This window comes from Pseudomonas sp. B21-036 (assembly GCF_024748925.1).
In the GTDB taxonomy this organism is placed as follows: Bacteria; Pseudomonadota; Gammaproteobacteria; order Pseudomonadales; family Pseudomonadaceae; genus Aquipseudomonas; species Aquipseudomonas palmensis.
On sequence record NZ_CP087178.1, the window covers coordinates 1,252,192 to 1,278,303 of the forward strand.

At 65.5% G+C, this 26,112-nt stretch carries 19 protein-coding genes; 15 read left to right on the forward strand and 4 right to left on the reverse strand.

Annotation, left to right across the window (positions count from 1 at the left end):
- The first annotated feature begins 9 nt into the window (after positions 1 to 9).
- From LOY33_RS05555 to LOY33_RS05585, 7 genes are all read left to right on the forward strand, one after another.
- Positions 10 to 1,266: an FAD-binding oxidoreductase gene (locus LOY33_RS05555; RefSeq protein WP_054915066.1), complete on the forward strand. Its 1,257-nt coding sequence runs from the start codon at positions 10 to 12 to the stop codon at positions 1,264 to 1,266.
- A 25-nt stretch (positions 1,267 to 1,291) separates the two neighbouring features.
- On the forward strand, positions 1,292 to 1,648 hold the full coding sequence (locus LOY33_RS05560; RefSeq protein ID WP_054915065.1) for a RidA family protein: 357 nt from the start codon (positions 1,292 to 1,294) through the stop codon (positions 1,646 to 1,648).
- 31 nt (positions 1,649 to 1,679) lie between these two features.
- The gene (locus tag LOY33_RS05565) at positions 1,680 to 2,444 is read left to right on the forward strand and encodes an ABC transporter substrate-binding protein (RefSeq protein ID WP_054915064.1); all 765 of its coding nucleotides are present in this window, start codon (positions 1,680 to 1,682) and stop codon (positions 2,442 to 2,444) included.
- A 52-nt stretch (positions 2,445 to 2,496) separates the two neighbouring features.
- Positions 2,497 to 3,159 (forward strand): amino acid ABC transporter permease, encoded by a 663-nt coding sequence (locus LOY33_RS05570; RefSeq protein WP_054915063.1) that lies wholly within the window; start codon positions 2,497 to 2,499, stop codon positions 3,157 to 3,159.
- Positions 3,156 to 3,884 carry an amino acid ABC transporter ATP-binding protein gene (locus LOY33_RS05575; protein WP_054915062.1) on the forward strand — a complete coding sequence of 243 codons (729 nt, stop codon included), beginning with the start codon at positions 3,156 to 3,158 and terminating at the stop codon, positions 3,882 to 3,884. The genes LOY33_RS05570 and LOY33_RS05575 overlap by 4 nt, the downstream gene beginning before the upstream one ends.
- A gap of 81 nt (positions 3,885 to 3,965) precedes the next feature.
- On the forward strand, positions 3,966 to 4,364 hold the full coding sequence (locus tag LOY33_RS05580; protein WP_054915061.1) for a heme-binding protein: 399 nt from the start codon (positions 3,966 to 3,968) through the stop codon (positions 4,362 to 4,364).
- A 103-nt stretch (positions 4,365 to 4,467) separates the two neighbouring features.
- The gene (locus tag LOY33_RS05585) at positions 4,468 to 4,821 is read left to right on the forward strand and encodes a helix-turn-helix domain-containing protein (protein WP_043860650.1); all 354 of its coding nucleotides are present in this window, start codon (positions 4,468 to 4,470) and stop codon (positions 4,819 to 4,821) included.
- Positions 4,822 to 4,823: 2 nt separating this feature from the next.
- Here the strand turns inward: LOY33_RS05585 and LOY33_RS05590 are convergent, their stop codons facing one another.
- Positions 4,824 to 5,372, reverse strand: a complete 549-nt coding sequence (locus tag LOY33_RS05590) for an NAD(P)H-dependent oxidoreductase (RefSeq protein ID WP_100633051.1) — start codon at positions 5,370 to 5,372, stop codon at positions 4,824 to 4,826.
- 198 nt (positions 5,373 to 5,570) lie between these two features.
- Here LOY33_RS05590 and LOY33_RS05595 point away from each other — a divergent pair, with 198 nt between their 5' ends.
- From LOY33_RS05595 to LOY33_RS05615, 5 genes are all read left to right on the forward strand, one after another.
- The gene (locus LOY33_RS05595; protein WP_043860656.1) at positions 5,571 to 6,485 is read left to right on the forward strand and encodes a LysR family transcriptional regulator; all 915 of its coding nucleotides are present in this window, start codon (positions 5,571 to 5,573) and stop codon (positions 6,483 to 6,485) included.
- 34 nt (positions 6,486 to 6,519) lie between these two features.
- Positions 6,520 to 7,977: a gamma-aminobutyraldehyde dehydrogenase gene (locus tag LOY33_RS05600; RefSeq protein ID WP_043860648.1), complete on the forward strand. Its 1,458-nt coding sequence runs from the start codon at positions 6,520 to 6,522 to the stop codon at positions 7,975 to 7,977.
- 268 nt (positions 7,978 to 8,245) lie between these two features.
- A complete protein-coding gene (locus tag LOY33_RS05605; RefSeq protein WP_043860647.1) occupies positions 8,246 to 9,403 on the forward strand; it encodes an iron-containing alcohol dehydrogenase in 1,158 nt (385 codons plus the stop codon).
- Positions 9,404 to 9,413: 10 nt separating this feature from the next.
- Positions 9,414 to 10,745: an APC family permease gene (locus LOY33_RS05610; protein WP_043860646.1), complete on the forward strand. Its 1,332-nt coding sequence runs from the start codon at positions 9,414 to 9,416 to the stop codon at positions 10,743 to 10,745.
- 122 nt (positions 10,746 to 10,867) lie between these two features.
- On the forward strand, positions 10,868 to 12,292 hold the full coding sequence (locus LOY33_RS05615) for a gamma-aminobutyraldehyde dehydrogenase (RefSeq protein ID WP_054915058.1): 1,425 nt from the start codon (positions 10,868 to 10,870) through the stop codon (positions 12,290 to 12,292).
- 94 nt (positions 12,293 to 12,386) lie between these two features.
- Here the strand turns inward: LOY33_RS05615 and LOY33_RS05620 are convergent, their stop codons facing one another.
- Both LOY33_RS05620 and LOY33_RS05625 read right to left on the reverse strand, forming a co-directional pair.
- Positions 12,387 to 15,317, reverse strand: a complete 2,931-nt coding sequence (locus LOY33_RS05620; protein WP_258662188.1) for a membrane-targeted effector domain-containing toxin — start codon at positions 15,315 to 15,317, stop codon at positions 12,387 to 12,389.
- A gap of 131 nt (positions 15,318 to 15,448) precedes the next feature.
- On the reverse strand, positions 15,449 to 18,349 hold the full coding sequence (locus tag LOY33_RS05625; RefSeq protein WP_258662190.1) for a membrane-targeted effector domain-containing toxin: 2,901 nt from the start codon (positions 18,347 to 18,349) through the stop codon (positions 15,449 to 15,451).
- Between the two features lie 215 nt (positions 18,350 to 18,564).
- On the opposite strand from LOY33_RS05625, the gene LOY33_RS05630 reads away from it, so the two are divergent.
- Entirely contained in the window at positions 18,565 to 19,947 is a 1,383-nt protein-coding gene (locus LOY33_RS05630) for a multicopper oxidase family protein (protein ID WP_258662193.1), read from the forward strand.
- Positions 19,947 to 20,429 carry a tRNA adenosine(34) deaminase TadA gene (tadA, locus tag LOY33_RS05635; protein ID WP_054915054.1) on the forward strand — a complete coding sequence of 161 codons (483 nt, stop codon included), beginning with the start codon at positions 19,947 to 19,949 and terminating at the stop codon, positions 20,427 to 20,429. The genes LOY33_RS05630 and tadA overlap by 1 nt, the downstream gene beginning before the upstream one ends.
- Positions 20,430 to 20,513: 84 nt before the next feature.
- Here tadA and mltF read toward each other — a convergent pair whose 3' ends face one another.
- Positions 20,514 to 21,974: a membrane-bound lytic murein transglycosylase MltF gene (gene mltF / locus LOY33_RS05640; protein WP_043860640.1), complete on the reverse strand. Its 1,461-nt coding sequence runs from the start codon at positions 21,972 to 21,974 to the stop codon at positions 20,514 to 20,516.
- Positions 21,975 to 22,210: 236 nt separating this feature from the next.
- On the opposite strand from mltF, the gene purL reads away from it, so the two are divergent.
- Positions 22,211 to 26,110 carry a phosphoribosylformylglycinamidine synthase gene (gene purL, locus LOY33_RS05645; RefSeq protein WP_043860639.1) on the forward strand — a complete coding sequence of 1,300 codons (3,900 nt, stop codon included), beginning with the start codon at positions 22,211 to 22,213 and terminating at the stop codon, positions 26,108 to 26,110.
- Positions 26,111 to 26,112: the final 2 nt, after the last annotated feature.

Below are 26,112 nucleotides of genomic sequence, written 5' to 3' on the forward strand. Positions count from 1 at the left end.
CTGTACAAGATGCCCACTACTCAAGCTCGCAAACCCGAAGCGATCGTCATCGGCGCCGGAATAGTCGGCCTGTGTACCGCCTACCATCTGCTTGCGACGGGCGTTTCGGTAACCGTCATCGATCCCGGTGCTCCGGGGGCGGAGTGCTCGTCCGGCAACGCCGGCTCGATTGCCTCCGGTGCCGTGGCCCCCCTGGCCATGCCCGGCGTGTTGAAGCAGGCGCCGCGCATGTTGCTCGACCCCACGGGGCCGTTGTACCTTCCCGCCAGTTACCTGCTCACGGTGGCGCCGTGGATGGCGCGCTTTGTTGCCGCCTCGCGACCGGCCAGGGTTGCGCAGATTGCCCAGGCCCTGCATGCATTGCTGGGGGATGCGACAACCCAGCACAAGGCCATCGCCGCCAAGGCTGGCTGCCGTGAACTGATCGCGGAAACGGGTCAACTGCACCTTTACCCCGATCAGGCCAGCCTGGAGAAAGACAACGCCGGCTGGGCCCTGAAAAAACAGCATGGGCTCGACGCCCGGCATGTCACGGGCGAAGAGATCCGAGCGCTGGAGCCTGCGCTCGGGCCGATCTATCAAACCGGCTACTACCTGCCCGATCAGCTGTGGGTCCGGGAGCCGCAGCGCTACGCCACAGTCATTGCAGAGCATCTGAAGACGCGCGGCGTGAGGTTCATCCGCGATCGAGTGCAACGCCTGGCACGGGATACCAGCGGCTGGCGCGTTGGCGCCCAGTCCGGGGACTACTGTGCGGTGCAGGTGGTTGTCGCTGCAGGTGCCTGGTCTGCTCAACTGCTGCGCCCGCTGGGGGTGAAGGTTCCGCTGGAAACACAACGCGGCTACCACCTGCGTTTTCCCCACGGCGGCGTGGAGCTTCAGCGCATCGTGGTTCTCGCAGACCGCAAGGTGTTCATGACGCCCATGCAGCAAGGGCTGCGGGTTGCCGGCACCGTCGAGTTCGGCGGCCTGCAGCGAGCGCCAAGCAGCCCTCGCGCGCAGTTGCTCGCCGCTCACGCCAAGGCAGGGCTTCCAGGCCTGGACATTCGTGCTGCCACCGAGTGGATGGGCCACCGTCCGTGTCTCCCCGATTCGCTTCCGGTGATTGGCGAGCTTCCCGGGCACACGGGCCTGTGGTGCGCGTTCGGCCACGGCCACCTCGGGTTGACCGGATCGGCGGGCACGGGACGCTTGCTGGCTCTGGCCATGTCAGGGTCTGTCGATGCCCAACGCGACTTGTTGCCCTTTTCGATCAGCCGTTTCTGACCTACTCACACCCCAGGAGATGACCATGAACAACGCCATCACGCGCCACCAGACCAACGCCCGCATGAGCCGCATTGTCGTGCATGCGGGCACCGCCTACTTTGCCGGGGTTGTCGCCGCCGAGCGAAGTGGCGATATCAAGGCCCAGACGACCGAGATTCTCAAGCGCATCGACGCGTTGCTCGCTTCTGTCGGCAGTGACAGCACCCGACTGCTCACTGCGCAGATCTGGCTCAAGGACATCGCCACCGACTTCCAGGGCATGAACGAGGCCTGGGATGCGTGGGTACCGCATGGCTGCGCGCCCACCCGCGCCACTTGCCAGGCCCTGCTGGGTGCCCCCGACATGCTCGTGGAAATCATCGTTACCGCAGCTGTGTGACCTTCACTCTGCGAACAACAGGAGACGTCCCATGCTCACCCGATTGATCAAACTGACCACCTGTGCGGCACTGACTCTTCCCGTACTGCTGGGCACTGCCCAGGCCCAGGACACACTGCGCGTCGGCGCCACACCCACTGCGGTGCCCTTCAACTTCCTGGACACCAGGACCAACACGCTTCGGGGCGTGATGATCGATATCACCCAGGCGCTGGGCAAGGAGCTTGGTTTCACGCCCGAGCTGCGTCCGATCCCCTTCGGTGGCCTGGTGCCGTCGTTGCAGACGGACAAGATAGACATGATCAGCTCTGCTTTCGCCATGAATGCCCAGCGCGCCCAGGTGGTCGACTTCTCCGACGAACTGTTCGCCTACAGCGAGGAGGTGATTGCCAACAGCCAGGACACGACGGCGTACCACAGCAGCGCCGACTTCGCCGGCAAGAAGGTCGGCGTGCAGACTGGCACCGTGTCGGTGGAACCGATGAAAGCCCAGCAGGGCATCAAGGAGCTGCGGATGTACGACAGCATGTCCGACATGATTCGCGAGGTGGCCCTGGGGCGTATCGATGTTGCCGTAGGCGATGGCCCGGTGATGCTCTACACCGTGCAGCAGTCCGGCTCCAGCAAGCTGCGCGTTGCCGATGACTACCAGAAGCAGATCCGTATCGCGATCGGCGTGGCGGTGCGCAAAGGCAACAGCGAGCTGCTCGCCCGAATCAATGGCGGTGTAGCCAAGCTCAAGGCCGACGGTACGCTCGACGCGATCCTCACCAAATGGAACGTCAAGAAACTCTGATTCGTGATCACGGCCACCGCCCGACGGTGCCCGCATGTGAGGATGCAATCCTATGTTCGAAGGTTTTTTCAGCCAGGCAGTCGAGTACTTTCCGATACTGATGGAAGGTGCCTGGACAACGATCGGCATCACCCTGTGCGCGCTGCTCATCAGTACCTTGCTGGGGTTGTTCTGGGCGCTGTTGCGGGTCAGCAGCGTGCGCTGGCTGGCCGAAGGCTCGCGCTACCTGACCAATGCCATTCGCGGCATCCCGATCATCGTCATTCTGTTCTACCTGTACTTCGTGTTGCCGGAAATGGGCGTGGACATGAGTGCGTTCCAGGCCGGTGCCATGGGGCTCGGGCTTGCCTATTCCGCCTACATGGCCGAGGTGTTTCGCTCGGGTATCCAGGCCATCGACCCCGGTCAGAACGAGGCGGCGCACTCCATCGGCATGAGCCGCGCAATGACCATGCGCCGGGTGATCCTGCCCCAGGCGTTGAAGATCGCGCTGCCGCCATACAGCAACAACATGATCATGCTGCTCAAGGACTCCTCCCAGGCCTCGATCATCACCGTGGTCGAGCTGTCGATGCAGGGCAAGCTGATCGCGGCAGCATCGTTCAACAACGCCAACATCTTCACCCTGGTTGCCCTGATGTACCTGTGCCTGAGCCTGCCTCTGATGGGGTTGGCCGGCTGGCTCGAACGCAAATACAAAAGGAGTGCCCGATGATCCGCATCGACAACATCACCAAGTCGTTTGGTCCGCACCAGGTGCTCCATGGCATCAGTGCAGAGATCCGCCAGGGCGAAGTGGTTTGCCTGATCGGCCCTTCGGGCTCGGGCAAGTCCACGGTGCTGCGTTGCATCAATGGCCTGGAGCGCTACGACGGCGGCGTGATCAGCATTGACGGCGTCACGGTCGACGCCAGCTCCGGGAACATCCGCCAGATCTGTCGCTCGGTGGGTATGGTGTTTCAGCGGTTCAACCTTTTCCCCCATCGCACCGTCCTGGAAAACGTGATCGAGGGCCCGGTGTACGTAAAGGGTGAACCCGTCGACAAGGCCCGCAAGCGTGGCAAGGAACTGCTCGACCGTGTCGGCCTGGCCGCGAAGTACAACGCCTATCCGCCGCAGCTTTCCGGCGGCCAGCAGCAGCGCGTGGCGATTGCCAGGGCACTTGCCATGGAACCCAGGGCCATGCTGTTCGATGAGCCCACCTCGGCGCTCGACCCCGAGCTGGTCGGTGAGGTCCTGGCCGTCATGAAGAGCCTGGCCCAGGAAGGCATGACCATGGTGGTGGTGACCCACGAGATGGGCTTCGCACGCGCCGTGTCGACCCGCACGCTGTTCCTTGAAGGCGGCTCGATCGTCGCCGAAGGGCCATCGGCGCAGATCCTGAGCAACCCGACCAACGAGCGCATGAAGGACTTCCTGCGCCGGGTATCCCATTCCTGATCGCGGGCGTAGCTCAAGCATTTTCGGGCATCGCGCATCAGGTGCGTGGCGGCCTCAACATGACCAGACGAGAATCCAGACATGCAGCACAAAGCCGTACTGAGCCACACAGATGTTCGCCGGATCCTGGACGCCGCCTGCGTGCAGGCTCGACAGAACGATTGGGAGGTCGCCATCGCGGTCGTCGATGACGGTGGCCATCCGCTCGCGCTTGCGCGCCTTGACGGGTGCGCTCCGATCGGTGCCTACATCGCATCGGAAAAGGCCCGGAGCGCGGCGCTGGGGCGGCGCGAGACCAAAGGCTACGAAGACATGGTCAACGGTGGGCGCACGGCGTTTGTTGGTGCCCCGTTGATCACGCCGCTCGAAGGCGGTGTGCCGATCATCGTCGACGGCCAGGTGGTCGGTGCAGTGGGGGTGTCCGGGGTCAAGGCGCAGCAGGATGCGCAGGTCGCCAAGGCGGGCGTCGCAGCGCTGTGATCCGTTGGCGGTGTATCCAGGCGTCGAGTAGCCTCAAGTTGCCCCGGCCGCAGGCGCGCTTGCTATCCTGCACGCCTTTGCGCCCCAGCCAGGAGAACCGGTCATGGTCAACCGCGTGTTCAACTTTCCCATCGACGCTACCATCGAGGCCATCGGCGGGCGCTGGAAGTGCTCCATCCTGTGCCACCTGATGGAAGGCCCCAAGCGCACAGGCGAGCTGCTGCGCCTGATGCGCCCCTTGTCGTCGAAGGTGCTCACCGAGCAACTCAAGGAGTTGCAGGGCGATCTGCTGGTCGAGCGCGAAGCCTTCCCTGGCAAGGTGCCCAAGGTGCTGTATCGGGTGACCGAGCACGGCCGCACCTTGCAGCCGATCATCGATGCGATGTGCCAGTGGGGTGCCCTGCATTCAGGTAATGCGCTGGCCACCGAGACACCGCCGGCGCCCGCCGAAGGCTGAACTCAGGCTGCCTGGGCAAATTGGCGCAGGTAATCCAGGTAACCTTCGGCGTTGGCCTCCAGCTCCGCCGGGTCGATGGCGTACTCGGCACCATAGAACACCCACGGGCGTACCGGCAGTGCTTCGATGTAGCGGAGGGTGACTTCCAGCGGGCGCAGCAGTTCGTCCAGGCTGTAGCTGTAACGCCCGCCGGCCCTGTAATCGTCTTGCCTGATGCCGGCAGAAATCGCCATGCCAATGCGTTTGCCCGCCAGCTGGCGCTGCCCTTCGCCGTGGCCGTAGGCAAAGTCGTGGGTGAGCACTTCGTCCTGCCATTGCTTGAGCAGCGGCGGGGTGCTGAACCAGTAGAACGGGAACTGCCACACGATGCTGTCATGGGCGCGAACCAGTGCCTGCTCGGCTTCCACGTCCAGCGCGCCGCCCTGGGGATACACCTCGTACAGGCGGTGCAGGGTGACGTTCATGTCGCTGGCTTCAAGGGCTTTCAGCCAGGCCTGGTTGACGACGGATTTTTCCAGGTTGGGGTGGGCGAGAATGATCAGGGTGCGCATGGCTCGGTACTCCAGTGATTGAGGCGGGCAATCTAGGGCGGGCGTCAGATCCCCACAAGTACGCACCTTTTTGTAACCACCCGGGGCCGCCCACGCGGTTTCACGTTGAACCGCAGGCGCGGCGGTTTTCACCAAGCCATCGATAAAAAAGATATACACTCGCCTGCATCTATAAAAACAACGTACCGGGTAATGCCCATGATGACTCTGCGTCAGATCCGCCACTTCATTGCCGTGGCCGAGACCGGTTCGATCTCGGCTGCGGCCCAGGCGGTTTACATCTCCCAGTCCACCCTGACCCTGGCCATCCAGCAGCTGGAACAGGAAATCGGCGTGAGCCTGTTCAATCGCCACGCCAAGGGCATGCACCTGACCCACCAGGGCCATCAGTTCCTGCGCCAGGCGCACCTGATCCTGGCCACGGTGGACAACGCCAAGCGCAGCCTGCAGCAGAGCACCGACCAGGTCGCCGGCCAGCTGGTGGTGGGTGTGACCAGCCTGGTGGCGGGTTACTACCTGGCCGACCTGCTCACGCGCTTCCAGCGTGCCTACCCCAACGTCGAAATCCGCGTGATGGAAGACGAGCGACCGTACATCGAGCACCTGCTGGTCAGCGGCGAAATCGATGTGGGCGTGCTGATACTCTCCAACCTCGAAGACCGTCACGCCCTGCAATCGGAGGTGCTGACCCACTCGCCTTACCGGCTGTGGCTACCGGCCCAGCACCCGTTGCTCGAAAACGACAGCATCAACCTGGGCGACGTGGCCCGGGAGTCGCTGATCCAGCTGAACGTCGACGAGATGGACCACACCGCCCAGCGCCAGTGGGCGCAGGCCGGGCTGCAGCCGCGCATCACCCTGCGCACGGCCTCGACCGAGGCGGTGCGCAGCCTGGTGGCAGCGGGCCTGGGGGTGTCGATACAGCCTGACATGACCTACCGCCCGTGGTCGCTGGAAGGCGACATCATCGAGGCCCGCCCGATTGCCGACCTGACCCAGACCCTCGACGTGGGCCTGGCCTGGCGCCGCGGCACGGCGCGCCCGGCGCTGGTCGACCCGTTTCTGACGGTCGCCCGCGAGCAGCCCCACGGCGGGCGCAAGTCATCCCTTTAGCCGCATGGCCACACCACAAGAAGGAACCCTGCACATGCCAGTCGCGCAGACCCCGTTGTCCACCGCACTCCTGATCGATGGCGAACTAGTCGCAGGCGAGGGCGTCGTCGAGCCGATCCTCAACCCGGCCACCGGCCAGGTGCTGACCCCTATCGCCGAAGCCAGCGCCGAGCAGACCGAGGCCGCGATCCTGGCCGCCCACCGCGCGTTCGCCGGTTGGGCCCGCACCACGCCGCAGCAGCGCTCCAACCTGCTGCTGGAGATCGCCAGTACCATCGAGCAGCACGCCGACGCCTTCGCCCGGCTCGAAGCGCTGAACTGCGGCAAGCCGCTGCACCTGGCGCGCAAGGATGATCTGAGCGCCACCGTCGATGTGTTCCGCTTCTTCGCCGGCGCGGTGCGCTGCCAGACCGGCCAGCTCAGTGGCGAATACGTACCCGGCTACACCAGCATGGTGCGCCGCGACCCGATCGGGGTGGTGGCATCGATCGCGCCGTGGAACTACCCGATCATGATGGCCGCCTGGAAGATCGCGCCGGCCCTGGCCGCAGGCAACACCCTGGTGTTCAAGCCGTCCGAGCACACCCCGCTGTCGATCCTGGCCCTGGCGCCGGCGCTGGCGCGGATCCTGCCGCGCGGGGTGATCAACATCATCTGCGGCGGTGGCGAGAACGTCGGCGCTCACCTGGTCGGCCACCCCAAGGTCCGCATGGTCTCGCTGACCGGCGATATCGTCACCGGGCAGAAGATCCTCTCCACAGCGGCCAAAACCCTCAAGCGCACCCACCTGGAACTGGGCGGCAAGGCCCCGGTGATCGTCTGCGACGATGCCGACCTGCAGGCGGTGGTCGAGGGCGTGCGTGCCTATGGCTACTACAACGCCGGGCAGGACTGTACCTCGGCGTGCCGGGTCTACGCCCAGGCCGGCATCCACGACCGGCTGGTGGCCGAACTCGGGGCTGCGGTCAGCAGCATTCGCTATGCCGGCGCGCACGATGCCGACAACGAGATCGGCCCGCTGATCAGCACGCGCCAGCGCGACCGGGTGTCCAGCTTCGTCGAGCGCGCCCTCAGCCAGCCGCACGTGGAGTGCGTCACGGGTGCGGCGATGCATGCCGGGCCCGGGTTCTACTACCAGCCGACGCTGCTGGCAGGCTGCCGGCAAACCGACGAGATCGTCCAGCGCGAGGTGTTCGGCCCGGTGGTCACCGTGACCCGTTTCGACGAGCTGGCCCAGGCCGTGGACTGGGCCAACGACTCCGAATACGGCCTGGCCTCGTCGGTGTGGACCCAGAACCTGGACAAGGCCATGCAGGTGGCGGCGCGCCTGCAGTACGGCTGCACCTGGATCAACAGCCATTTCATGCTGGTCAGCGAAATGCCCCACGGCGGGCTCAAGCGCTCGGGCTACGGCAAGGACCTGTCCAGCGACTCGCTGCAGGACTACAGCGTGGTGCGGCACATCATGGCGCGCCACGGGCAGCACCTGTAGGCCGCTACCCCCGGTGCAAGGGAGCATTCGATTTAATCGAATGCTCCCTTGAGTTTTTAGTAATTGTCGATCCGCTACCCGTGTCTTAGTGTCTGGCCCCATACCGGCCTGTGCCCACCGTGCAGCGCCTGGACAAGCGGTCCATCGGCTTCGGCGATCGGCTACCGCCACAACAATAACCAGACACCCACCGCCCAGGCGGCCCCTCTGACTCGTCTGCCATAACTACAACATTGCAAGTGCGCCCCAGTGCGAGAGGAACCTACCGATGCAATTCCAGTTTCTGTTACCCACCAAGATCGTCATGGAACCTGGCCTGCGCCAGCGTACCGGCGAGCACCTGACCGACCTGGGCCTGCGCCACGTGCTGCTGGTCACCGACCCGGGCGTGAAGAACGCCGGCCTGCTCGACAGCATCTATACCAGCCTGGACAAGGCCGGCGTGCGTTATGACGAGATCGTCGACGTCAAGCCCAACCCGCGCAGCGAAGACGTCAACCGCGCCGCCGAGCTGTATCGCGGCAAGGGCATCGACGGCGTGCTGGCAGTGGGTGGCGGCAGTGCGATGGACGCGGCCAAGGCGATCAGCGTACTGCTGACCCACGACGGCAAGGTCGAGGACTACGAAGGTGCCTTCACCCTCAAGGGCCCGGTGCTGCCTATCGTGGCGATCCCGACCACCGCAGGCACCGGCAGCGAGGTCACGTTCTTCTCGGTGATCACCGACACCCGCCGCCAGTTCAAGATGAGCATCCTGGACTACCGCATCGGCCCGGTTCTGGCGCTGCTCGACTCGGACATCACCGCCACGCTGCCGCCGCACATCGCCGCCGCCACCGGCATGGACGCGCTGACCCACGCCATCGAGGCCTACACCGGCAAGCCGGCCAACCCGATCAGCGACGGCCTGGCCCTGCATGCCATTCGCCTGATCGCGCAGTACCTCAAGCCCGCCGTGCAGGAGCCGGACAACCGCGAGGCCCGCGAACAGATGCTGATCGCCAGCCTGATTGCCGGCATGGCCTTCGGCAATGCCGACATCGCCAGCGTGCACTGCATCTCCGAAGCCATCGGCGGCATGTACGACACCCCGCACGGGGTGGGCAACGCGATCTTCCTGCCGTTCGTGTTCAGCCATAACCGCGACGCCGACCTGCGCCGCCATGCCGATGTCGCCTATGCCCTGGGCATCGACCCCAATCTTGGCGCCAGCGCTGCCGCCGAAGCGGGCGTGGAGCAGTTGTTCCGCATGAACCGCGAGCTGGGTATTCCGCGTTTCGCCGATGTGGCCGGGGTGCGCGAGGAGGACTTCCTGGCCATCGCAGAGAAGTCCAAGAGCAACATTTCCGATGCGAGCAACGCCAAGGAGATGTCAGTCGAGAGCTACCTCGACGTGATCCGCGCCGCCTACACCTACGCAGCCTGAGGCCCTAACCATGAGCGCATCGACTTCCTCCGCGCACCTGCGCCGGACCCTCGGGCCGGTGTCCGTGCTGTTGTTCGGCCTGGCCTTCATCGCCCCGCTGATCGTGTTCGGCACCTATGGCGTGATCGCCCAGGCCAGCCAGAACACCGTGGCGCTGTCCTATGTGGTGGCCTCCATCGGCGTGATCTTCACCGCCCTGAGCTACGGGCGCCTGGTGCGGATCTTCCCGGCGGCCGGTTCCGCCTACACCTACACCCGCAAGGTGTTCAACCCTGGCATCGGCTTCATGGTCGGCTGGGCCGCGCTGCTGGACTACTTCTTCATCCCGATGCTGATCTGGCTGCTGGGGGCCAGCTACCTGAGCCTGGCGTTCCCGGATGTACCGCAGTGGTGCTGGATCACCGGCTTCATCGTTTCCACCACCTTGCTCAACATCCTCGGCATCCAGGTCGCCAACCGCTTCAACATCATCCTGATGCTGATCCAGCTGACCATCATCGCGGTGTTCATCGCGCTGTGCTGGCACTACGTGTCGGCCATCAACGGCCCGGGCGGTCTGCTCTCGGTCAAGCCGTTCTTCAATGCCGACGTGCCGTTCTCGGCCACCATGGCCGGGGCCGCGATCGCCGCCTATTCGTTCCTGGGCTTCGACGCGCTGTCGACCCTGAGCGAAGAAACCGTCGAGCCCGAGCGCACCATCCCGCGTGCCATCCTGCTGGTGGCCCTGATCGGCGGCAGCCTGTACGTGGGCTCTTCGTACTTCATGTACCTGGCGCACCCGGCGGGCCTGTTCGAGAACATCGACGGCGCGGCCTTCGAAATCGCCAAGACCATCGGTGGCGACCTGTTCTTCGGCGTGGTACTCACCGGCATCATCATTGCCCACTTCGCCGCCGGCTTGTCGTTCCAGGCCAGCGTGGGGCGTCTGCTGTATGCCCTGGGCCGCGACAACCAGCTGCCGCAGAAGCTGTTCGGCGTGCTGCACCCGCGCTACAGGACTCCGGTATTCAACATCGCCCTGTGCGGGGCCTTCGGTTTCGTCGGGTTCGGCCTGACCATCGCCACGGCTACTTCGCTGGTCAACTTCGGCGCCTTCCTGGCCTTCACCTCGGTCAACCTGTGCGCACTGAAACTGACCTTCGACCGCAGCATCGGCGACAAGGCCGGCGTGGTCCGCGGGGTGATCTTCCCCCTGGCCGGCGCCTTCACCTCGGGCTGGATGCTGATCAGCCTGGATGCCGACGCGCTGATTCTCGGCTGTTGCTGGGTGCTGCTGGGGCTGGTGTACCTGGCCTGGCGCACCCGGCTGTTCAGCACGGCAGTGCCTGAAGCCGCACTCTGAACCTGCGGGCGCCCGGCGCCTGCCCCCCCTGTAATGCTCCCCCTGTGCGCAGCCCGGCTGCGGGCACGGGGCGCTTGCGACTTTTTTATGGCGGCGGCCAACCTCGCCGCACAGGAGAACCCATGCAAACCTGCCTGCTGATCAATGGACAACTCATCGCCGGTGAAGGCGAAACCCTGGCGGTGCTCAACCCGTCCCTGGGGGCCACGCTGGTGGAGATCCCCGAGGCCAGCCTGGCCCAGGTCGATGCCGCGGTGTGCGCTGCGGATGCGGCGTTCGACAGCTGGTCGCAGACCACCCCCAAGGACCGTTCGCTGCTGCTGCTCAAACTGGCCGATGCGATCGACGCCCACGCCCCGGAGCTGGCGCGCCTGGAAGCGGACAACTGCGGCAAGCCCTACGCGGCGGCGCTCAACGACGAGCTGCCGGGCGTGGCCGACGTGTTCCGCTTCTTTGCCGGTGCCAGCCGCTGCCTGCAAGGCAGTGCCGCCGGCGAGTACCTGGAAGGGCACACCTCGATGATCCGCCGCGACCCGGTGGGCGTGGTGGCCTCCATCGCACCGTGGAACTACCCGCTGATGATGGCCGCCTGGAAGCTCGGGCCGGCCCTGGCCGCAGGCAATACCGTGGTGCTCAAGCCGTCCGAGCAGACGCCGCTGACCACCCTCAAGCTGGCGCAACTGATGGCGGAGATTTTCCCGGCAGGCGTGGTGAACGTGGTCTTCGGCCGCGGCCCGAGTGTCGGCAAGCCCCTGACCGGGCACCCCAAGGTGCGCATGGTGTCGTTGACCGGCTCGGTGGCCACGGGCAGCCGCATCATCGCCGGCACCGCCGACAGCGTGAAACGCATGCACATGGAGCTGGGCGGCAAGGCCCCGGTGATCGTGTTCGATGATGCCGATATCGATGCCGTGGTCGAAGGCGTGCGCAGCTTCGGCTTCTACAATGCCGGCCAGGACTGCACCGCCGCCTGCCGCCTGTATGTGCAGAAGGGCGTGTACGCGGCGTTCGTGAAGAAGCTCGGCGAGGCGGTGGCCAGCATCCGCTACGGCCTGCAGGACGACCCTGACACCGAGCTCGGGCCGCTGATCACCCAGCAGCATCTGGAGCGCGTGGAAGGCTTTGTGCAGCGCGCCCGCGAGCAGTCGCACATCGAGGTGGTGACCGGTGGCCAGCGTGTCGCCGGGCCAGGGTTCTTCTTCGAGCCGACCGTACTTGCCGGCGCCCGGCAGGACGACGAGGTGGTGCGCCATGAGATCTTCGGCCCGGTAGTCACGGTTACCGCCTTCGACGACGAGGCCCAGGCCCTGGCGTGGGCCAACGATTCGGACTACGGCCTGGCCTCCTCGGTGTGGACCCGCGACGTGGGCCGCGCCCACCGTTTGGCCGCACGCCTGCAATACGGCTGCACCTGGGTCAACACGCACTTCATGCTGGTCAGCGAAATGCCCCACGGCGGCGCCAAGCTCTCCGGCTATGGCAAGGACATGTCGATGTATGGCCTGGAGGACTACACCACCGTGCGCCATGTGATGTTCAAGCACTAGTTGACGCACCAGGCCTAGCGGCCCGGTTGCCGCGAGGCGAAAGCAAGGGCAAGGCCAGGCGGCCTTGCCCTTTTTCATCGCCGCCTGCCTGGCGTCACAGCGGCACGTACTTCAAGCCGTACCGGGACAGCTGGAAGGCCATTTCCGACAGGTCCGGCAGGCGTCGCTTGTCCAGCCATGGCCAGCTGGCGCGTTCGATATAGATGAACTCACCGTCCCTTGCGATGGGCGTGTAGTGCAGCGCCAGGTCCTTGCTGCGGTGCACCAGGGTCATCTTGCCGTCGATGTCCTTGAAGCCGAACGCCCCCGGTTTGGCCAGCCGGCTTTCCAGCGTGCCCGAGGCCGAGGGCGGCTGGGCAAGCGGCACCTGCAGGCGCAGGTCGCCCTGCACGCGGGTTTCGCGAATACCGTCGTCCACTGCGTAAAGCCCCGGGTCGCGGCCGACGCTTGCGCTGCTGCCGATTTCGATGTCCTCGACGCGCACACCGATCACACCTTGCAGTTCGCTGACCCCGGGCACGCTCTCGAAGGTGTTGGCGTGGGTGTTGCCCATCAGTGCAACCCATTTGCCGGCGCCATGGGCAGCCTGGTCGGCAGCGATCACGCGGTGGGCGAAGAAGTTCATCATCTTCTGGCGAATCGCGGGTGGTCGGGGGCCCATCCATGCCTGGCGGTAACTGGCCATGCAATCGATGGCCTGTATCCGGATGCCCTGTTTCTGCGCGCTCCTGAGCACCTGCATGAAGGTGTAGCGCTGGGCGGGGTCGGTGTGCCAGCCGCGGTCCAGATCGGTCACGTAGGTCTTGAGTGCCTGGGGCATCTGCCCGGTCTGGTTGAACAGGTCCAGGTCGGCCTGCTGGAAGTCGGTCATCAGGTGCTCCATGTACAGCACCCGCACCTTCTGCTGCTTGAGCAGGGCCATGTTCTCGATCAGAAACTGCTTGCTGCCCAGTTGTGAATGGGCTTCGCCGACCACCAGGCCCTCGCTGTTTTCGTACACGCTGCGAATGATCTGCCTGGCGCTGGCATCGGCAGCCAATGTTGGCAGCGGTGGCCGCTGCGGCAGGCTTGCGGTGCTGAAAAACGCTTCGGCGTCGTCGACCAGCAGGTCGCGCAAGGTGCGAAATTGCGCGTAGGCCTGTTCGCGGGCGGGGTTGTTGGGGGAGAACGTGCGCCCGCTCAGGTTCGACTCCTCGCCACCGTTGGAGGCCTTGAGCAATTCGGGCTGCAGCGCCTTGTCGACTTCATAGGGGGTGGGCACGCGTTCCGGGCCGGGCGCGGGTACCTGGGCCTGGCCCCAGAGCTTGAGGCGAAAGCGTGGCGCCCCGCCTTTCAGACCCTGCTCCAGCGGTTGCCATACGCCTTCGTCGTTCAGGCCAATGGGCACGTTGCGGTAGAACGAGTAGGGGTTTTGCGGGTCGACCACCGCCCATGAACGCAGCTCGCCGATGTAGCGCACGTGGTAGGGGAACCCGTCTATCTGGGCATAGAAGCCGTCGTCCAGGGTGTAGATACCCTGGAATTTGCCGCTGCCGGTGGCGTGCCCGTCCAGCAGGACGTTGGTTTCGAACGGGGCCAGCAGTTGCGAGCGCTCGGCCGGTATCAGCGGCGCAGGCGCCCACTCGGCGAGTTCCGCCGGGGTGGCCATTGGCGTGTGTTCGGGCTCGACGGGTGCAGTCTGCGTGCCCGCGTCCAGGTTGGGTTCGATCTCGGCGATTTCACCGGTGACGGCCGGGCCTGCGAGCAGGGTGGCGTTGAACAGCGTGTTGATGGCCGCCAGCACGGCGCCGATCACGCCGGCCTTGCGTTGGGCAGTGGTGTGCCCGTTGACCGCCTGATCGATGTTCAGGCCGGTTTCGGCCAGCCCGGCGCCCACGGCAGCCAGCGCTACCGGCCAGTCGACCGCGGCCATGGCACTGGCGAAGGTGCCGAAGGCCTTGAGGTAGCCGATCCACAGTTGCTTGCGCAGGTCGGCGTTGGAGCGCAGCGAGAAGTTCGCATCGTCGATCATGCGCTGACGCGCTGCATCGCGCAGGTGGGTGAACCCGTCGCCATGCACGGTCGTGTTCGACTGGTTGAGTGCGTCGTGACCGTTGCCGCCCCAGTTGTTGAACAGCACGTCGATCAGGTGCTCGAGCCCCACCGCGCTGGCTTTTTCGCCGCGGTCCGCAAGGGCGAAGTGGGTCATGAAGCGTGCGCGGTTCTGCGCCGCGTTGGTGTTGTGCAGCACCCACCAGTACAGCTCGCTGTGGTTGGCGAACAGGTGCAGGGCGTCGACCTCGCCCGGGATGTAGAGCAACTGGTAACCGTCGTCGAGTTCCACCCGCAGGATATCGGTGGCCACATGGCCGCCGATGTCGAAGGTGCACAGGCGCACCCCCGCCACCGGCCTGGCCTGTTGTTGCAACTGGCTCAGCGAGGGCGGCCAGCTGGCGTCACCGGCCAGGGCAGTGGCCACCCGCCGCAAGCGTGCCAGGCGGGCGGGGTCGGTCTGGTGCGCGCAGGTTTCGAGCACCTTGCTCAGGAAGTTGGCCTTGGCCAGGGTGCGGAAGTTGTCCGAATGACGGGTCCAGAAGCGGGTCAGGTCCTGGTGGAAGGCGCTGCAGAAGTCGACCTTCCACAGCTCGTCGAGTACCTCGCGCGGGGCCATCGGCACTTCATCGCGCTCATCGAACAGGCCTGTACCCGGCCCGCGGCTGTAGAAGCCGGTGCGGTAGCCGAGCAGGTCGGCGTTGTCCTGGTCGTTGACATCGAACCGCTGCATCACCAGTTGCGGCAGTGTCAGCGATTCGCTGGGCGGGCCGAGGTGTTCCCAGCCGCTGAAGGTGCGCGGGCTGCTATGCGCGGTGTTGAACCGGTGCAGGTACACCGCGTCCGGGTCCAGCGTGCTGCGGGTGTGTTTCTTCAGGATATGGCTGGCGATTTCGCGGGCCATCTGGCGCATGTCGGGGCAATGCTTGACCAGTTGTCGGGCCAGGTTCTGCAGCTGTTCATGGTCGTGGGTCTGTTGGGCGGTCAGGGGCATGGCGGTACTTCCGTGTCAGGGGCGAGGGGCCAGCTTGGCCGGGGGCGGCGAGCAGCGTGCGGTAAGTAAGTAGTGCGGGCCGCCCAGCCAGCCCGGCCCGCTCAGGCAGCAAGCAACGCTGGGCGCCGCCGTTACAGGGGCACGAAGGTCAGCCCGTTGGATGTCACCAGGGTCGACAGTTGCGCCAGGCTTGGCATGCGGCGCTTGTCCACGCGTGGCCAGCTCGCCCGATCGATGTAGTAGAACGTGCCGTCCCGTTGGATGGGGGTGTAGTGCAGCGTCAGGTCCTTGCTGCGGTGGATCATCTGCAAGGTCCCCTCCACCTGGGTGAAACTGAAGGAGCCGACAGCGCGCAGCTTTTCTTCCAGGGTGCGTGCCACGCCGTGTGCGGGAGCAATGGGCACCTGCAGCAGCAGGTCGCATTTGACCGCCGCCAGGTTGGCCGCCTGGTCGGGTTGGATGCCGGGGTCGACGCCGAATCGCACAGGCAGCCCGCACTCGATGTCTTCGATGCGCAGGCCGATGGCGCCCTGCAGCTCGGCAAGCCCTGGCACGCCGTCAAACGTGTTGGTGTGGGTGTTGCCCACGAAGGCGATCCACCTGCTGGGGTGCAGGGCCTGGTCTGCTGCAATGACCCGATGGGCAAAGAAGTTCATCATCTGTTGCCGGATCGGGCCCGTCGGGGTGGCCAGCCAGGCCTGACGATAGCTGGCCATGCAGTCGATGGCCTGGACGCGTATCTGGTTGGCCTGTGCGGTGCGCATCACCTGCTGGAAGGTATAGCGTCCGCTGCTGTCGGTGGCCTGGCTTCGGTCCAGTTCGGCCACATAGTCGCGCAGGTGCTGGCTCAAATTGCCTGTGCGGTTGAACGCATCGAGGTCGGCCTGGTGAAAGTCCGTCAGCAGATGCTCCAGGTACAGCACCTTGACCTTCTGCTTGCGCAGTTGCGCCATGTTGTCGATCAGAAAGCGTTTGCTGCCCAGGTGTGCGTGGCATTCGCCGATCACCACGCCGTCGCAGCGGGAGTAGCAACCACGCAGGATCTGCTTGGGCGCCGGGTTGCTTTCGAACAGCGGCAGTTGCGGGCGTGGCGGCAGCTCCACCGTGCTCAGATACTCCCTGGCATCGTTCAGCAGCTTGCTGCGCAGTGTGCGAAACAGGTCGCAGGCTTCTTCCAGGTGTGGCTGATTGGCCCGGTAGGTAATGCCGCTGAGCTGTTCGTCATCCACCGAACGCAGCTGTGCCTGCTGGCGTGGGAGCAACTCGTAGGGCGTGGGGATACGTTCGGCAGGGGGTGGCGCGTAGTCGCTGCGACCCCACAGTTTGAGGCGAAAGCGCGGTGTACCCCCCAGAAGGCGGCCCTGTGCGACGGGCTCCCACTGCTGTTGCGCATTGAGCCGGATGGGCACGTTGCGGTAGAACGAAAAGGGCGCGTTCGGGTCGATCACCACCCAGCTCTTGAGCTCGCCCACGTACCGCACCTGGTAGGCGAAATCGCCGATCGCTACATAGAAACCGTCGGCCAGCGAGTAGATGCCCTGCATCTTGCCGACCCCGGGTTTCTCGCCGTCGAGCAGGGCATTGGTCTCGAAGGTGGCCAGGCGCTGGGAAGCCGGTGTCGGTCGCAGGGGGGCGGGCACCTGGGCGTCGATATCCTCGGCAGTGGCAAGGGGTTCGTCCTCGGCCTCCACATAGGGCTCGGCGACGGCGGGCACCTCGCCGTCGACCCGTATCGCTTCACCGGTCTCCTCGCCGAGCAGCGTCGCGTTGAACAGCGTGTCGAGGGAGGCCAGTACGGCGCCGATTACGCCCGCCTGGCGCTCGGCAGTGGTGTGGCCGTTGATCGCCTCGTCGATGGACAGGCCGGTCTCGCCAAGCCCTGCGCCCACGGCAGCCAGTGCAACCGGCCAGTCGAAGGCGGCCATCGCCCCGGCGAACCGGGTAAAGGCGTGCAGGTCCGCCACCCACATCTGTTTGCGCAGGTCGGCGTTGGAGCGCAGGGCGAAGTGCGCGTCGTCGCTCATGCGCTGTCGCGCCGCATCGCGCAGGTAGCTGAATGCATCCTGCTCGACCGGCTTGTCCAGCAGGTTGATGGCATCGTGTGCGCTGCCGGCCCAGTTGGAGAACAGCAGGTCGATCAGATGCTCGAGCCCGACCCCGGCGGGGTGTTCGGCATGGCTGGACAACGCGAAGTGGGCCATCAGGCGCGCGCGGTTATCTGCGGCATTGGTGTTCTGCAGCACCCACCAGTAAAGCTGCGCAGGGTTGGCAAACAGGTGCAGGGCCGTGACCTCGCCGGGCATGTACAGCACCTGGTAGCCATCGGGCAGCACGGCACGCAGCATGTCGCTGGCGACGTAGCCGCCGATGTCGAAGGCATGCAGGCGCACCCCCTGGTCGGGAACATGCGTTTGCTGCAGTTGTTCGAGGGTGGGCGGCCAGTCGGTGACGCCGGCCAGTGCCCGGGCCAGCAGGCGGTAGCGTTTGCGCTGTTCGGGCAGGTCTGCGTGTTCGCAGGCTTCCACCACCTTGCTCAGGAAGTTGGCCTTGGCCATGCTGCGAAACGCCTCTGCACTGTCGGCCCAGAACGCCTGCATCTTCTGTTTGAAGACCGAGCTGAAGTCGATCTGCCAGAAGTAGCGCAGCACATCGGCCGGTGCCATGGGGACTTCGTTGCGTTCGTCGAACACCCCGGCATGCGCGCCTTCGCGGTAGAAGCCGGTGCGGTAGCCGAGCAGGTCGGCGTTGTCCTGGTCGTTGGCGTCGAAGCGCTGCATCACCAGTTGCGGCAACGTCAGCGACTGGTAGGGCAGCTCACGGTGCTCCCAGCCGCTGAAGCTTCTGGGGTTGGACTGGGCCGCCTTGAAACGGTGCAGGTACACGGTGTCCGGATCGAGGCTGCTGCGGGCGAACTTCTTCAGGGCGTCGACGGCCACCTCACGGGCCATCTGGCGCATGTCCGGGCAGTTGACGACGAGCTGGCGCGCAATGTCCTGAAGCTGCGCGCGTTGTGGGTTGGGGGGCTGGGGCATGGCGATCCTTCCTTGGTCTGGGCCATGGCAGGATGGGCTGGCTCCAGCGGGCAGGTGCGGTAGATAGTGCTGCGCGGGTGGGTGCGGCATCGTGTGCCGCTGCCGGGGCAACTCTTCACTTAAAGTTTCGCAAATGCAGGTGTATCGTATTCGCCCTTACCGCCAGCCCGGTCATGGCTGGCAGGCTGTTTTCGCGATACGAGGTGCCTGTTCCGATGTCCTTTACCCGTCGACAAATGCTCAAGGGGCTGACTGGCCTGGTGGTGGTTGGCCTGGGCGCCGGGGGCGCCGCACGTTACTGGATGGGCAAGGTCGAGGACGAGCAGGCCGGGCATGACTATGAACTGATCGCCGCGCCGCTGGACGTCGAGCTGGTGGCCGGGCACACCACCCAGGCCTGGGCGTTCGGCCCGTCCGCGCCGGGCACCGAGCTACGGGTGCGTCAGGGGCAGTGGCTGCGGGTGCGGTTCATCAACCACCTGCCGGTGGCCACCACCATCCACTGGCACGGTATCCGCCTGCCGCTGGAAATGGACGGCGTGCCCTACGTGTCGCAGCTGCCGGTGCTGCCGGGCGAGTACTTCAACTACAAGTTCCGCGTGCCGGATGCCGGCAGCTTCTGGTACCACCCCCACGTCAACAGCAGCGAAGAGCTGGGCCGCGGCCTGGTCGGCCCGCTGATCGTGGAGGAGCGCGAGCCCACCGGTTTCAAGCACGAGCGCACCCTGAGCCTGAAGAACTGGCACGTGGACGAGCAGGGCAACTTCGTCGAGTTCAGCGTGCCGCGCGAAGCGGCCCGTGGCGGCACCGCAGGGCGCCTGATCACCATCAACGGGCAGCCCGACGCGGTGGTGGAAATGCCCGCCGGGCAGATCGTGCGGGTGCGCCTGCTGAACCTGGACAACACCCTGACCTACCGCATCAACCTCAAGGGCGACTTCGAGGCGCGCATCTATGCGCTGGATGGCAACCCGATCACCCCGCGCCCATTGGGCAAGGACTACTGGCTGGGCCCCGGCATGCGCATCTGCCTGGCCATCCGCGTGCCGGCAGCCGGGGAGGAGCTGTCGCTGCGCGACGGCTCGGTGCGCCTGGGCACCCTGCGTTCGGTGGCCAGCAGCGAGGCACCTGGCGACTGGCCACCGGCGCTGCCGGCCAACCCCATCGCCGAGCCGGACCTGGCCAACGCCGAGAAGATCAACTTCAATTTCGAGTGGGTAGGCTCGGTGTCGGTCAATACCGAGAACGGCAAGCCGCCAAGCCTTTGGCAGATCAACGGGCAGGCCTGGGACATCACCGACAAGACCTGTTCCGACCGGCCGATCGCCACCTTGAAGAAGGGCAAGAGCTACATCTTCGAGCTCAAGAACATGACCCAGTACCAGCACCCGATCCACCTGCACGGCATGAGTTTCAAGGTGCTCAGCTCCAATCGCCACAAGATCCCGGAGCAGTACTTCACCGACACCTACCTGCTGGGCAAGAACGAGCGGGCGCAGGTGGCGCTGGTGGCGGATAACCCCGGCACCTGGATGTTCCATTGCCACGTGATCGATCACATGGAAACCGGCCTGATGGCCGCCATCGAGGTGGCGTGATGCGTCAGCCGCAGATCATCGACCGCAGCCGCGACCAGCACTTCATGCGCCTGGCGCTGGAGCTGGCGGCGCAGGGGGCTGCATTGGGCGAGGTGCCGGTGGGCGCGGTGCTGGTGCAGCACGGCGAGGTGATCGGGCAGGGCTTCAACTGCCCGATCAGCGGCAGCGACCCCAGCGCGCACGCCGAAATGGTGGCCATTCGCGCGGCGGCGCAGGCGGCCAGCAACTACCGGCTGCCGGGCAGCACGCTGTATGTGACGCTGGAGCCGTGCAGCATGTGCGCCGGGCTGATCGTGCATTCGCGGGTCAACCGCGTGGTGTTCGGGGCCCTGGAGCCCAAGGCAGGGATCGTGCAGAGCCAGGGGCAATTCTTTACCCAGGGGTTTCTGAACCACCGGGTGCTGTTCGAGGGCGGGGTGCTGGCCGAGGAGTGCGGGGCGATTCTGACCGAGTTCTTCAGGGCTCGGCGGGCCAAGGCCTGATAACCGTGGTGTGACCATCGCGGGTCAAGCCCGCTCCCCCGTTGTTGCGGGAGCGGGCTTGGCCCGCGATACAGGCGCTGCAAACTAGAGCGGCGGCGAAGCGTCGGCCGGCTTGGTCTTGTTGACCCCCGGCACATGCAGGTTGCCTTCGGCCACCTGGCTGCCCTCCAGCTGCGGCTGGGTCACCCAGGTCAGGATGTCGTAGTAGCGCCGGATGTTGGCCACGAAATGCACCGGCTCGCCGCCACGGGCATAGCCGTAGCGGGTCTTGCTGTACCACTGCTTCTGCGACAGGCGCGGCAGCATCTTCTTCACGTCCAGCCACTTGTTCGGGTTCAGCCCCTCGCGCTTGGCCAGCTTGCGTGCATCGTCCAGGTGGCCGCTGCCCACGTTGTAGGCGGCCAGGGCAAACCAGGTGCGGTCCGGCTCCTCGATGTCGTCATCGAGCTCCTTCTTCACATGCATGAAGTACTTGGCCCCGCCCTCGATGCTCTGGCGCGGGTCGAGCCGGTTGGACACGCCCATGGCCTGGGCGGTGCGCTGGGTCAGCATCATCAGCCCGCGCACGCCGGTCTTGGAGGTGACCTCGGCCTGCCACATCGACTCCTGGTAACCGATCGCCGCCAGCAGGCGCCAGTCCACCTGTTCCTTCTTGGCCGAGGTCTTGAAGTGGTTCTCGTAGCGCGGCAGGCGCTGCTGCAGGTGCTGGGCGAAGGTGTAGGCGCCGACATAGCCGAGCACGTCCACGTGGCCGTAGTAGCGGTCCTTGAGCCGTTGCAGGGTGCCATTCTTGTGCACCTTGTCGATGAATTCGTTGATTTCGTTGAGCAGGCTGTTGTCTTCGCCGGCCGCCACCGCCCAGCGCTGGTCGCGCCCGTCGCCCAGGTCGAAGGCGACCCGCACGTTGGGGAAGTACACCTGGTTCATCGCCACTTCGTTGGAGTCGACCAGGGTCAGGTCGATCTGGCCCTCGTCGACCATGCGCAGCAGGTCGACCACCTCGACCTGGTCGGATTCTTCATATTGCAGGGCCGGGTACTGTTTTTTCAGCTCTGCCAGCTGTTCGGCATGGCTGCTGCCCTTGAGTACCAGAATGCGCTTGCCGACCAGGTCGCCGGCGTCGGTGGGGCGGGGCTTGCCGTTGCGGTAGATGATCTGCGGGGTGACTTCGAGATACGGGTGGGAAAAACGTACCTGCTGCTTGCGCTGCTCGCTGCTTACCAGGCCCGCTGCCGCCAGCACCGGGCCGTTCGGCTGGCCGAGCTGGTTGAACAGGTCGTCGAGGTTGTCGGCGGTCTCGATCTGCAGCTTCACGCCCAGGTCGTCGGCAAAGCGCTGGACCAGCTCGTACTCGAAGCCGGTTTCGCCGTTGCGGTCCTGGAAGTAGGTGGCCGGGCTGTTGCGGGTGATCACGCGCAGCACGCCGTCCTCCTTGACACGCTCCAGGGTGCTGGGTTTTTCAACACAGGCACCGAGCATCAGGAAGAGTCCGGTTGCGATGAGCCATTTGGCACAACGCTGGCGCAAAGCAGTCTGGGCAAACATAGGGTGCAGTATACGCAAAGGACCTGCCGCGCCATATCTCGACAACATCCGGCTTGTCTGCTAGCACAGCCCGATAAAACCGCGTCGGGACGGGTTTTTGTCATCTCGTGAAGCACTCTTGTCGGCTTGCCGACATTCGGCCTGTCGCCGATGCAGCGTTTCGGGTGCCGTCGGCGGCGGTTTAGGCTAGAATGCACGGCCTCTAAGCACACCCCCTTCCTGAGGCTGTCCCGACGATGTTGATCCTGCGCGGCGCTCCTGCCCTTTCTGCCTTTCGCCACGGTAAATTACTCGAGCAACTGAGCCAGAAAGTCCCCGCTGTTAGTGGTTTGTACGCTGAATTCGCCCATTTCGCCGAGGTTGACGGCGAGCTGAGTGCCGACCAACAGCATGTGCTCGCGCGCCTGCTCAAGTACGGCCCGAGCGTGCCGGTACAGGAGCCCAGCGGTCGCCTGTTCCTGGTCATGCCGCGTTTCGGCACCATCTCGCCCTGGTCGAGCAAGGCCAGCGACATCGCCCACAACTGCGGCCTGGAGAACGTCAAGCGCCTGGAGCGTGGTACTGCCTTCTATGTCGGCGGTGAACTGAGCGAGGCCGATGTGGCCGCCGTCGCCGAGCTGCTGCACGACCGCATGACCCAGATCGTGCTGGGCAGGCTCGAAGAGGCCGCCGGCCTGTTCAGCCATGCCGAACCCAAGCCGCTGACCGCCGTCGACATCCTCGGCGGTGGCCGCGCCGCGCTGGAAAAAGCCAACGTCGAGCTGGGCCTGGCCCTGGCCGAAGACGAGATCGACTACCTGGTCACCAGCTTCCAGGGCCTCAAGCGCAACCCGCACGACATCGAACTGATGATGTTCGCCCAGGCCAACTCCGAGCACTGCCGCCACAAGATCTTCAACGCCAGTTGGGATATCGACGGCCAGAGCCAGGAAAAAAGCCTGTTCGGCATGATCAAGAACACCTACCAGATGCACAGCGAAGGCGTGCTGTCCGCTTACAAGGACAACGCCTCGGTGATCGTCGGTTCCACCGCCGGGCGCTTCTTCCCGAACCCTGAAACCCGCCAGTACGGCGCGGTGCAGGAGCCGGTGCACATCCTGATGAAGGTCGAGACCCACAACCACCCGACCGCCATCGCGCCGTTCCCGGGGGCCTCCACCGGTTCCGGCGGCGAGATCCGCGACGAAGGTGCCACCGGTCGCGGCGCCAAGCCCAAGGCCGGCCTCACCGGCTTCACCGTGTCCAACCTGCAGATCCCGGGCTTCGAACAGCCTTGGGAAAAGCCCTACGGCAAGCCGGAGCGCATCGTCACCGCGCTGGACATCATGATCGAAGGCCCGCTGGGCGGCGCGGCGTTCAACAATGAATTCGGGCGCCCGGCACTGACCGGTTACTTCCGTACCTTCGAGCAGTCGATCAACACCCCCCACGGCGAAGAAGTGCGCGGCTACCACAAGCCGATCATGCTCGCCGGCGGCATGGGCAACATCCGCGAAGGCCATGTGCAGAAGGGCGAGATCACCGTCGGCGCCAAGCTGATCGTGCTCGGCGGCCCGGCCATGCTGATCGGCCTGGGTGGCGGTGCTGCCTCGTCGATGGCCACCGGCGCCAGCTCTGCCGACCTCGATTTCGCCTCGGTACAGCGCGAAAACCCTGAAATGGAACGCCGCTGCCAGGAGGTCATCGACCGCTGCTGGCAGCTGGGCGATGCCAACCCCATCGCGTTCATCCATGACGTCGGCGCGGGCGGCCTGTCCAACGCCTTCCCCGAGCTGGTCAACGACGGCGGCCGTGGCGGTCGTTTCGAGCTGCGCAACGTGCCCAACGACGAGCCGGGCATGGCGCCGCTGGAAATCTGGAGCAACGAGTCCCAGGAACGCTACGTGCTGGCGGTCGACGCCAAGGACCTGGAGCGTTTCACCGCCATCTGCGAACGCGAGCGCTGCCCGTTCGCGGTGGTCGGCGAAGCCACTGCCGAACCGCAACTGACCGTCACCGACAGCCACTTCGGCAACAGCCCGGTGGACATGCCGCTGGAAGTGCTGCTGGGCAAGGCCCCGCGCATGCACCGTTCGGTCAGCCGCGAAGCCGAGCTGGGCGACGATTTCGACCCGAGCACTCTGGACCTCGCCGACTCGGTACAGCGCGTGCTGCGCCACCCGGCCGTGGCCAGCAAGAACTTCCTGATCACCATCGGTGACCGCACCATCACCGGCCTGGTCGCCCGCGACCAGATGGTCGGTCCATGGCAGGTCCCGGTGGCCGACGTGGCCGTCACCGCCACCAGCTTCGACGTGTACACCGGCGAAGCCATGGCCATGGGCGAGCGCACCCCGCTGGCTCTGCTCGACGCCCAGGCGTCCGGGCGCATGGCGATCGGCGAGACCCTGACCAACATGGCGGCCTCGCGCATCGGCAAGCTGTCCGACATCAAGCTGTCGGCCAACTGGATGTCGGCTGCCGGCCACCCCGGTGAAGACGCGCGCCTGTACGACGCGGTCAAGGCCGTGGGCATGGAACTGTGCCCCGAGCTGGGCCTGACCATTCCGGTGGGCAAGGACTCGATGTCCATGAAGACCCGCTGGGAAGATGAAGGTCGCGAGAAGACCGTGACCTCGCCGATGTCGCTGATCGTGACCGGCTTTGCCCCGGTTACCGACATCCGCAAGACCCTGACCCCGCAACTGCGCATGGACAAGGGCGAAACCGACCTGATCCTGATCGACCTGGGTCGCGGCCAGAACCGCATGGGCGCCTCGATCCTGGCCCAGACCCACGGCAAGCTCGCCAGCCAGGCACCGGACGTCGACGACGCCGAAGACCTCAAGGCGTTCTTCGCGGTGATCCAGGGCCTGAACGCCGACGGTCACCTGCTGGCCTACCACGACCGCTCCGACGGCGGCCTGCTGGCCACTGCGCTGGAAATGGCCTTCGCCGGCCATTGCGGGCTGAACCTGGAACTGGACACCCTGACCGGCAAGCGCGAGAAAGTCGCGGCCATCCTCTTCAACGAAGAGCTGGGTGCGGTGATCCAGGTGCGCCAGGACGCCACCCCGGACGTGCTGGCCCAGTTCAGCGCCGCCGGCCTTGGCGAAGACTGCGTGGCGGTGATCGGCAAGCCGGTCAATTGTGCCGACGTGGCCATCAGCCTGAACGGCGAAGTGCTGTTCACCGGCGACCGCCGCCTGCTGCAGCGCCAGTGGGCCGAGACCAGCTACCAGATCCAGCGCCTGCGCGACAACGCCGACTGCGCCGACCAGGAGTTCGACGGCCTGCTCGAGGAAGACAACCCGGGCCTGAGCGTCAAGCTGGGCTTCGACGTCAACCACGACATCGCGGCGCCTTACATCAAGAAGGGCATTCGCCCACAGGTGGCGGTACTGCGCGAGCAGGGCGTCAACGGCCAGGTGGAAATGGCTGCGGCGTTCGACCGTGCCGGCTTCAACGCCATCGACGTGCACATGAGCGATATCCTCGCCGGTCGCGTCGACCTGAACGAGTTCAAGGGCATGGTTGCCTGCGGCGGCTTCTCCTACGGTGACGTGCTGGGTGCCGGTGAAGGCTGGGCCAAGTCGGCGCTGTTCAACAGCCGCGCCCGCGACGCCTTCCAGGGCTTCTTCGAGCGTAGCGACAGCTTCACCCTGGGTGTGTGCAACGGTTGCCAGATGATGTCCAACCTGCACGAGCTGATCCCGGGCAGCGAGTTCTGGCCGCACTTCGTGCGCAACCGCTCCGAGCAGTTCGAGGCGCGCGTGGCGATGGTCCAGGTGCAGGAGTCCAACTCGATCTTCCTGCAGGGCATGGCCGGTTCGCGCATGCCGATCGCCATCGCGCACGGTGAAGGGCATGCCGAGTTCGCCAGCGAAGAGGCACTGCTGGAAGCCGACCTGTCCGGTTGCGTGGCCCTGCGTTTCGTCGACAACCACGGCAAGGTCACCGAGACCTACCCGGCCAACCCGAACGGTTCGCCGCGCGGGATCACCGGCCTGACCAGCCGCGACGGGCGCGTCACCATCATGATGCCGCACCCTGAGCGGGTATTCCGTGCGGTGCAGAACTCGTGGCGCCCGGATGACTGGAACGAAGACGCCGCCTGGATGCGCATGTTCCGCAACGCGCGGGCCTGGGTGAACTGAGG